This is a genomic window from Paenibacillus sp. EPM92, assembly GCF_016586185.1.
In the GTDB taxonomy this organism is placed as follows: domain Bacteria; phylum Bacillota; class Bacilli; order Paenibacillales; family NBRC-103111; genus Paenibacillus_G; species Paenibacillus_G validus.
The window spans coordinates 78474-87660 of the sequence record NZ_BCPS01000005.1; the positions used below are offsets into that span (position 1 = coordinate 78474).

Annotated in this window: 9 protein-coding genes and 1 pseudogene; all 10 read right to left on the reverse strand. The window is 53.9% G+C overall.

Annotated elements, in window-relative coordinates; translation table 11 throughout:
* Positions 1-5 precede the first annotated feature (5 nt).
* On the reverse strand, positions 6-395 hold the full coding sequence (locus JMF85_RS00790) for a hypothetical protein (protein WP_127609425.1): 390 nt from the start codon (positions 393-395) through the stop codon (positions 6-8).
* Between the two features lie 84 nt (positions 396-479).
* Complete coding sequence (locus tag JMF85_RS00795; RefSeq protein ID WP_127609423.1) at positions 480-959, reverse strand: ABC transporter permease; 480 nt, start codon at positions 957-959, stop codon at positions 480-482.
* Positions 960-1035: 76 nt separating this feature from the next.
* Positions 1036-3105: a CBS domain-containing protein gene (locus tag JMF85_RS00800; RefSeq protein WP_127609422.1), complete on the reverse strand. Its 2070-nt coding sequence runs from the start codon at positions 3103-3105 to the stop codon at positions 1036-1038.
* Positions 3095-4966, reverse strand: a complete 1872-nt coding sequence (locus JMF85_RS00805; protein ID WP_127609420.1) for an ATPase, T2SS/T4P/T4SS family — start codon at positions 4964-4966, stop codon at positions 3095-3097. Before JMF85_RS00805 ends, JMF85_RS00800 begins: the two co-directional genes overlap by 11 nt.
* Complete coding sequence (locus tag JMF85_RS00810; RefSeq protein ID WP_127609418.1) at positions 4963-5808, reverse strand: CpaE/TadZ family protein; 846 nt, start codon at positions 5806-5808, stop codon at positions 4963-4965. The genes JMF85_RS00805 and JMF85_RS00810 overlap by 4 nt, the downstream gene beginning before the upstream one ends.
* 33 nt (positions 5809-5841) lie before the next feature.
* Positions 5842-6549: a hypothetical protein gene (locus tag JMF85_RS00815; RefSeq protein WP_127609417.1), complete on the reverse strand. Its 708-nt coding sequence runs from the start codon at positions 6547-6549 to the stop codon at positions 5842-5844.
* 11 nt (positions 6550-6560) lie between these two features.
* A complete protein-coding gene (locus JMF85_RS00820; RefSeq protein ID WP_127609415.1) occupies positions 6561-7673 on the reverse strand; it encodes an SAF domain-containing protein in 1113 nt (370 codons plus the stop codon).
* 46 nt (positions 7674-7719) lie between these two features.
* On the reverse strand, positions 7720-8328 hold the full coding sequence (locus tag JMF85_RS00825; protein WP_127609413.1) for a hypothetical protein: 609 nt from the start codon (positions 8326-8328) through the stop codon (positions 7720-7722).
* The gene (locus JMF85_RS00830) at positions 8316-8525 is read right to left on the reverse strand and encodes a hypothetical protein (protein WP_127609411.1); all 210 of its coding nucleotides are present in this window, start codon (positions 8523-8525) and stop codon (positions 8316-8318) included. The genes JMF85_RS00825 and JMF85_RS00830 overlap by 13 nt, the downstream gene beginning before the upstream one ends.
* 88 nt (positions 8526-8613) lie before the next feature.
* Positions 8614-9187: pseudogene (locus JMF85_RS00835) on the reverse strand (ParB/RepB/Spo0J family partition protein); the annotation flags it as partial.

Below are 9187 nucleotides of genomic sequence, written 5' to 3' on the forward strand. Positions count from 1 at the left end.
TCTCCTTAACGTGAGACGAAAATAAGGCGCAGCAGCTGACCGGACGCATCCCGCTGGGCGACTGCCGAATACCGGGCATTCAAGCGAATCCCGAAGGGGACGAACTGTTCCCGATCAAGCGGCGGCGCATATCGAACGCCGTCCACCACGATTTCCGCTTCTCCCGTCTCCAGACGGGCAATGGATTGCACCACCTCTGCGCCGGATACGATGCCATCGCCAGCCTGGGGCGAAAACGACTGCTGCATGTTGCGGTCCAGCGACTTTCCCGACACATAGGCGGTCGAGTTCAGCGCAGCCCCGGTTTGAAAGAGCAGAAGCCCGCTTGTGACAGCCATCAGAAAGAGGAGACAAGCCACACTCATCTCCAGCATCGTCCTGGGGGCATGTTCCATTGGTTTCCCTCCTTGGAAACGCAGGGGCGTCCGTCAGTAGAGGACACCCCATAAGCGTTTTATGATAGTCAAGGTATCGATCGCTTATTGCTGTCGGAACACGATGCCGCGGATGACGTTGCTGCTGTCGTGAACCAGTTGCGCCCGGAATTTGCCGCTCGGATTGACGTAGTTTATATCTGATTCATCGACCGCATGACTGAGTTGCCCCGGCGCTACGCCAATGACCGAACCATAGGTTACGCTGTCCATCGGAACGCCTGTATTGATCACTTTTCCATACCACTGGCCGACCGGATTTTTCCCCGTGACGATCTGAATGCCAAACTGGTCTTGATCGCTGAACTTGCGCAGCGCATTAACCACCTGGCTTCCTGATAGCGTCGTGTTGTCGTACACTGTAAACGCCGTTTGTGACAGTTCGGTCTGAATGTTACTGAAATTGCTTTGCGCCGCTTTGGTTGAGTCTTGTGCGGAAATAAACAACACAACGGCGAGGGTAATGAGTGCGATGGCAAGAAAAATGCCTGCTGCCATCACGAGTGCTTTCTGTGCGTTAGACATGAACCGATCTCTCCTTCAAATGAAATAGAAAATAAAAAAGACACTTCCTGTTTGGAAAGCGCCGCAACATGGCCGCTTACTGGATGCGCTGAAGCTGTTCGTAGTAAACGGACATTTGGTGCAGGCTGACGATAACGAGTGGAATGACCAGATAGCCGAAAATAAGGGCCATCATTGGCGCAAACCCGATCCATTTTCCCCAGCCTGCCTTTTGCTCGATCAATTGCTCATATTCCTGTTTGCGCTGCTCCTGCGCGTAGGCTTGCTCCGACTCCAGATCGTCGAACGCTTCTCGAATCGGCAGGCTTTGCGCCGCCAGTTCCAGCTTTTCAACCGTGCGGACGAACGGCAAAAAAGGCGCATCCTCTTTGAGCTGCGCCAACGCCTGATCCGCGCCCTGTTCGAAATGAAGCAAGCAGGTCTGCAGCGGCTCCTTAAACACGCGGGCAAACTGCTCCATCCAAATGAGCAGATGCTCGACCGACATACGGTCCATATCTGCCAGCATCGCGATGACGGCATGCAGTTGATCCACTTCATGCTTCATCTCCATCTGCCGCATACGCCTTTGGAACCACCGAACGCCGACCGGCATGGCGTAGCCGCCCCAGCCCGCGAGAGCGGCGAGGAGCGTTTCCCACCACTTCACATACTGATTGTCCAGCTTCGCGAGCTTGCCAAGGATGCGCCGAGCCGCGGTGCGAAGCTGATCGTCCGGATTCGTCGTCGGCGATTCGCTGCGGAGCAAGGCCATAACCGTTTCTTCGGTGCGGTTCTTCACCTCCTTAGCGCGATCAATGATGCGGCGATCGAGCGCCGCCGCTTCACGCGCCTTGTTTTCCTCCTCCGGCGAAAGTTGGCCGAACAAGATGCCAGGCTTCACTGGCGCATACAGGATTTGATGCCGACTTGCGGCATGCAGCGCAATAAACATCCCGAGCACAACCAAAAACGCCATGCCTCCCGCCACGATGCGCTGTACATAGAGCCATTCCAGCCGAAGTTGCGATGCGGTTTCCTTGAGCAACTTGACCATGCGGTCGGCTTCTCGGGAACCGGGGGCGGGGCTGATGCGATGCACAAGCCAGCGCATCCACGGCCACTCGTACACCCGTCTCTCCCATCTTTTTCGGCCGGTCGGTTTTGGACTCACGTCCAGTTCCTGAATGTTGCGCAGCAGGACATAGGACAGCCAAACGACCGCCATTAAGCCGATTTTCACGATCCAGCCGGCGGTGCTCGCATAAAAAGCGTCCATCGCCGGAAAGTAGTGGCTGGCCCAAGCTTCAATCGGCCGGGTAAACAGCAGCGGCAACAGCGCGATAGCGGTCAGTCCCTGCAACAGGAAACCAAGACGCTCGCGACGCAACAGTTCCAGATTCAATTCGGTCGCGAGCTTCCCGAGCGCCTTCAAGTACACGGAGCCGGTAGTGGTTCGTTTATCGCCGTACTCTTTCACCAAATGCGACAGCCCGGCCAAACCCTGCAAATAGCGATTCGGCGCGCTCTCGATGTACTGCGCCAGCCGCTGCTCCGCGTCGCTTGTTGTCAGCACATCGTATATTTCGTGTCCATGCAGCGCCATCTCATACGGCGCACCGTCCGTCGCTTCATAAATGGCTTCCTCCACCATCCCATGACGATGATAGTGGTGACGCACATCCGAGAAGAAATGCCGAAGTTGCCGTAGCAGGCGCGTTTCCAGACGATGGACGAGGTTGTCCGAAAAGATGCCGTGGCCAACCCAGAAGCCGATGGCGATCATGCCAAGCGTGACCGGATCGCGAACACCGAATGCCAGCGGAACAGCCGCTGCAATCAGCATGCCCCAAATAATTAGAGCCGTCTTCATCGTCTCCAGCCGCAGCTTCCATTCATCGCCAAGCTGGAGGATGGTCATTCGTTTACGGAGTTGAAGCAAATAGGCACGCAGAATCGGCACGCGCTCGCATAGGCGGTACAACTGCTGCAAGACGCTATACAGCGCTTGCTTTTTGCGGGCTTTGCCCGGCTTGCGCAGCGCTTCATACCGCCGAACGGCCTCTACGTCCGAACCGTAGCGGGATACCCATTGAAACGCGGCCAACATCGCGAGGAACAACACCGTCGCCGCACCGAGCAATAGGGACAGCCATTCAAGTTTCATCGCTATCCCCCCAATGAACCGCCAAAAACGCCTCGAACGCCGCCTGGTCTGGCCCGGCGAGACAAGCAGCGATTTCTTTGCGGCTTTTCTCGGATAGCGGATGAACAGCGACATACCGTCCGTCTCGGTATTCGATTACATTGCGCGCGGCATAAAGCGGTCGATCCGTCGTGCGGCGGAAGTATTCGAGCAACGTCTCCATAAACGCCGTCATTTTCTCTTCGGTCGTTGCTTTGTGGCGGAACGAATCCGGGTAGGCCACCTCCTGTTCCACCGGCACGCACTCGGTAATGCGCTCGATATAGCGATGTCCGTCCGTGTCCCTTCTCAAATGAATGTCAAAGTTGATGACACTGACAACCTGCTGCTCGGCCACTTTCTCGTTTGTAAACACCCCTGTCTTCAGCAACGAATTGCGCAGCGAGTAGACGAGATCACGGAACGTTTTGGCGTGATGCGTAAACAAAGTAAACAGTGAAGCGACCTGCGCCATCTGCACCATCCAGGCGGCAACCGGGTCGGTCGCCACTTCCCCCAAAATATTGACCGAGCCGTCCGTTTTTTTCTGAATGTCCAGCCCGTCCTGCCCGGAGATCGTTTCCGTTTCCCGCAAACTTACAATGTTGCGATCCCGGTAAATTTTCCGAAGTTGAAGCTCAAAGGCCATTTCCTGCACCCGAATCGGTAAAATAGCCGGAATGTAGCGCACCATCGCCATCAAAAGCGTCGTCTTGCCGCTGCCTTGCGCGCCGGTAATGGCCGTAATGCGCTCGCCCATGACCAAATATCGAATCAATCCAATCGGAAGTTCGGCATGATCGTCTTGAATCAACTGTTCCAGCGTAGCGTTTTGGACATCGAATTTGCGCACAAAAAAAGCCCACGATTCACTGAACCGGGGGCGCAACACGACGACGCGGGAACCGTCGGCCATTTCATTCACCTTAAAACCGTTCGCTTCGGACAGTTGGCCGGGGAAATTATGCTTGTACACATTCTGGCACACGCGCCTTAGCTCTTGTTCCGAGCCGAAGGACAGAAAGCTCAGATGAATCGACTTTCCTTTATAAAACAGCCATACGCTGTCATGTGACTTCGGCACCTCGCGAAGTTGTGCTTCTTCCTCCAAGCTCCACTCGCCTTCCCACATCGCGGGCGGGATGCCGGACACGCCACCCGATACGCCATCGATTTTCATATCGCGGATTTCGTCGATGACGCTAAATCCTTTGTACTGCTGGTATATCCGCTGTACGATGATCTGCGTTTTGTCTTCGGCGGACAGCTTGCGCACTTCCCGCTTGTAGATGTCGCGGATTTCATCAGCGGTAATCCGGTAAGATTCGATTTCTTCGTCTTCCATGCTCCGTTTGGGGCGATCCAGTTCGTATTTTTGGATCAGTTCATCCAACGCCCTCAAACGATGTTGTTTCTTATATAGATAGAGCAGGATGTCAAACTGATCCTGTGGCGTGAGCGCTTGCGGATCGTCAAACGGCAGAAGCCGATTCAAGTTATCGTCGTCCAGTGTATAGCGCTGCTCAAGCAAATCGGTGATCACTTGCTTCACATAGGCCTTGTCCCGCAAATCACCGGACGTGCAGCCCCGCAGCGCTTTTTTCAGTTCCGCGCGCTTGTTTTTCCGGCGGCGGTATTCTTCTTCCGATAAACCATAGTCGATCAGGTTGCTGCTCGTCATCTCATGCAGCGCCACTTTCACAAACGCAGTCATCGCTTCCAGCGTATAGACTGGCTTTTCGTCCGACTGCTCCGGCAAGCGGCGGCTCATGCGCAAATAGAGCAGGACGCCGACCGCGATGAGGATGCCTGCTATGATCAATCCGTTCAAAACGAACATCATTTGCCAACGTCCTCCTTCCCGCCGAAAAGAGGATTGCCTAAACCAGCGCGCTGGGTGATCGCCTGCGCTAACGCCCGCACTTGTTGCACAAAAAGGCTGTTTTCATGATCGCGAGGCACCTTCCGGTTGCGAAATAAAAAATGAATAGCGTCTCCTTGCTGGGCGGCATCGAGCCAGCCCGTATTATGGACAATCGGGTACGCAGGCTCCCGGCGGTAAAACTGACGCATGACGTTTTTGATCGTCAACGACGAGCGAGGATCAACTTGTCCGAAAACGAGCAACAGCTTCCGATTGGACAGTAGCTGCGCCTCCACCAGCGGAAAAGCCTGCTCCAATTTGAGTATATTCTGTGGCAGACAGACGACCAGCAAATCCGCCTGTCGCAGCAGACCTCGTGTCCACTCCGACACGTCGCCGCTTCCTCCGTCGACCAACACCAGATCGTATGCCCGCCTTGTCAGTTCCAAAAGCGAGTCAAGCCAGTCCCGTGCGGACGAAACAAACGATACGTCCGGTTTGTTCGATCCCGGTAGGATGTCGAGGCGCTCGGCGAGCAGCGGCAACGTGTAATTCCGTAGCAATTTCGGTTCGAGCTTGCGGTTTTGCAATAGCCTGAGCAGCGCGTCAATTCCTACGTCGGAGGTGACGTCCGCTTTGCTTGTCCAAGATCGCCTTGGGTAAAATCCGCGTTCAATGGCTGCGTATTCACTTTGCAAATGCCCGAGCAGCAAAAGACGCGAGGAATATTCAAGTCCGAGCAGCGCGGCGGCGGCGATCAGGTTGCTCGTCGTACCGGCTTGTCCCGAAATCGGACTCCAGAACACCACAGTAAAACCCATTGCTTCATCTCCTTTCGTGCAACATTACCGGATTCACGCGCGCTTTCGGGAGCGCGCCCATGCCTGCCGAGCCGTTTTGGCATCGCAATCAAACAACTGTTGCAGCATGTCGAGCACGGTTCGGCGATACGTCCCGGACAGCCGCCTGATGTCGATGCGGCCATGATGCTGGTTGTCGAGCTCAACGGATAGATTCCGTTCGTCAAGCGGAAAGCGGAACACGGTTTCCTCCCAGCGCACAGTCTGGTGCGGCAGCAGCGAATCGATGTACGACTCAGGTATGGCGGTCGGCAAGGTGGGGGTAATCAGTTTGTAAAAGGTGAGCGGTTGTCCCTCCGCTTCGTGAAGGCACAGCCGCTGCATCAGACTCGCATTGATTTGCATGCCCAGCCGACTGTAATTGCTGCACCAAACCCGCTTGTCATAGCCCGGTAAGTCTCGTCCTTTCACAAATTCGGTGTGATCGGTGTCAAGCAGCATGACATCATAAGCCGCTTCGCCTGCGGATTGAAGGACAGAGCGCTCCAGTTGCGCTGATGTGAGCAGCCCGGTCGCCACATCGATGCCTTCAAACTCCCGCAGCGAATAGCCGAATTCCACTTGAGGCAAATAGCCTTGCATCGATTGGGCGAGTGTAGAATCCACGATCAATACCTTTTGCTCCAGCGCCGTGAGCAGCTTGCCCAGCACAAGGAGCAAGTGACTTTTGTCCGGCGCGCCGAAAAACACGATTTTTTTCATGAGGGCCTCCTTCACTGATTAAAAATGTGCTCCAATTTATCTTCGCTGGCAGGCTCTCCCGACGGCAAAGCCGGCACTTGCGGCAGTGATGGCGCTGGCGCTGGTTCCGTTTCCGGTCCATTTTCATTCGTTGTTAACGAATCGGAAGGGGAGGGCAGCGGCTGCACGGTTGGCGGTTCATAATCGACTGTTGATGATGTGTCTATCGGTTGCGACGGAATCGCTTCTTGCATGGTATTGCCTTGTTGCGTAACAATGCGCTCATTTTGCAGTTGCTGCTGAACCGTTACACTGCCGCTCGTCACACGCAGTTTGTCCGACTCGCTCATCGCTTTGAGATTGTCATCCAGTGTCGCGCGAAGCTTGCGGGCAAGCTCGGTTGTCGCTTTTTCGAGCAGGTTCGGATCATGTTCCATCAAATCGAGCACCTTCGGATTGGCAGGATAATTGACCACTGCCGCTTCCTGCAATCCAGGCTCGATATAAGGCAGGGCATACAGACGAGCGCCTTGCAAGTAGGCGTCGATAATCGCACTTGACGTTTGCAAAATATCCAGCTCATTCATTTCCAGCCAGATGACCGTGCCCGATAACTCCCGCGCTTTCTTTTTTGAAAGCAGGACAAAATCCTCGCCAGTCGGGAAGTTGATTCTCACGTCAATGTACTGCCCCTTTTGCAAATTGGAGGGAAGCTGAATGACATGAAACTCCTGTAACCGTAAATCCTTGGGGATCGGTGCGCCCTCGTACAGCATCGATGGCATCAACGGCGTGCCTGGCTGCAATTCGATTTTGACTCTTTTGCCAATGACCGAATTTTGATCGGTAATCATCCCGGATGGCACCAGACTCGCAGGCATTGTTTCAGCCTTAATGTCTTGCGCCGTCACGGTGCCGCCGGCCGGGATGGTTCGCGCCACGGTCCAGACGTTTCTGCGCGATTGTTCCTCTATCGTTTTCAGTTCCTCGATTTGCCTTTCATAATGTTCCTTCATTTGCTGCTGCTTCTGCTTTTGTTCCGATTGGTTAATCAGAGAATAAATGACCGCAGCCACAAGTAAACAAACACTTATAGCGATCGCGGTGATAATAAGCGTCTTACGGTTCCGATAAGTCCACGACATCGCTCACGTCTCCTCTCTCCTCAATACTGAAATGCTTTCGAACGTTTTACCGGGCATCGTCACGGCACTTTAGCTTTTGCTGGACCGCAGCCTGATGCTGCTCCAGCTTTTCTTGCGCCCATGCGGGCATATGCTCCGGTTTTATTAGGCCGATAAAATCCTCCCGATTCCAGCGAGACTCCTCTCCGGTATACAGATTTAACACGTAGACGGCGCGGCCTCGGGAATAGGCAGAGGTGCCAAAACCGCTTTGTGCCAATACAAGCTGATTAACTGCAGTGCGATATTCGGGACGCAACCGTTCCGGTCGGATGGCGACGACCTGGTTGTCAATGCGCATGTCTTCGCGAATGGGCTGACATTGTGCCTGGGTGAGGGGAGTTAGGGGCACCAAGACGGTTGCCCGTTCTTCTTTGAGATCCTCCAGTTCCCATTGCACACGGGAAATAAAGTCATGCATGGCCTCAAGATAATCCGCGCCAGCTGAAATCGCGTAAAATTGCTCGACACCCAACGAATTGTTTCGGGTGCAGGTACACACCATGTACGGATGATCAACATTGGTTTCGTCTATGCCAAGCAGCACTTCCACCTTCCCGATGGAGATGGCCTGATAGACTTCGTAGTTGTCCACCATTCGCTTCATTTCTTCCATCGTCCGTCTTCCTTTCCTGGCAAGTTGCGGTCTTCCTTCGTTCTCCGGTTTCGTTTGGATTGACCGGTTTCACGAGATTCCTTTTTTCGCGTGCGCGTCTCCTCCGTCTCATCCTCCAAAACTTCAATGCGGTTGAAACCCGGTTTTTCTTGCATCAGGCGCTCATACTGACGACGCCTCCCTTTTGTGAAATACATCGCTTATCGCCTCCCCAAAAATGGGCATAAAAAAGCTCTCCGTTATAGGGGAGAGTGCCAACGAACAGGATAAGTATTCAAATACAAGTTAGCGTTCCTGTTCCCGTTGCCGCTTTTTATACCAGCTTTCCAATAGTTGCACGATCAGGTCTTCCTTTTGCTTTTCGTTAAAGTCCCTCGGAAAGAAGCGGTCGATCCGCTCGCGCTGAATGGTCATCTTTTCTTTTTGGTTCGGCTTCTCCTCCGTGAGAATCGAGAAGATGACATCCACGTTAAGCCGCCCGTCCTGGCTCAGTTTTTTCATGCGCTGTGCCTGCGCCAACGATGGAGTGCAATCTTCGGACTGCATCGTCTCGTACAGAGCTTGCTGTTCTTCTTCGGCCAAGTATGAAAGCTCCACGGCCGGATTAAAGGCGATTCGTTTATCGTCCACCATTTCGAGAATGGAGGGGGTCAGTTCGGTAAGACGGATATATCTAAATATTTGGTTTTTGCTCTCTCCAACTTGCTCCGCCAATACTTCACTGGACTTTTTCCCATCTAACTTGTTCCCAACTTGGGAACGAGTTAAATCAGTTCTTTGTCCTTGCCGATTCATCGCCTCCAGCTTCATCTTATAAGCAAAAGCCTTCTCACTCGGCAAGATATACTCCCGTTGCAGG